This is a genomic window from Burkholderia sp. GbtcB21, assembly GCF_019091065.1.
Classification (GTDB): Bacteria; Pseudomonadota; Gammaproteobacteria; order Burkholderiales; family Burkholderiaceae; genus Burkholderia; species Burkholderia pyrrocinia_C.
Genome location: NZ_JAGXKA010000523.1, coordinates 1 through 232, shown reverse-complemented (window position 1 = coordinate 232; position 232 = coordinate 1). Strand labels below are relative to the sequence as shown.

The 232-nt window shown below is 68.1% G+C and carries 1 protein-coding gene; it reads left to right on the top strand.

The features are described 5' to 3' along the window. A partial coding sequence (locus KVT39_RS37540) for an ATP-binding cassette domain-containing protein (RefSeq protein ID WP_217591536.1) occupies positions 1 to 232 on the top strand: 232 nt, incomplete at both ends.

Here is a 232-nt window from a genome sequence, read left to right as displayed (position 1 = left end):
GGCCGCGGGACCTTCGCGCGGATGTCGATCGTCGAGAACATGCAGATGGGCGCGTACCTGCGCAACGACACCGAGCAGATCAAGAAGGCCGTCGACCGGATGTCCGGCTTCTTTCCGCGCCTGAAGGAGCGTGCACCGCAGCTCGCGGGCACGCCGTCGGGCGGCGAGCAGCAGATGCTGGCGCTGTCGCGCGCGATTCTGTCCAAGCCGAAGCTGCTGCTGCGCGACGAGC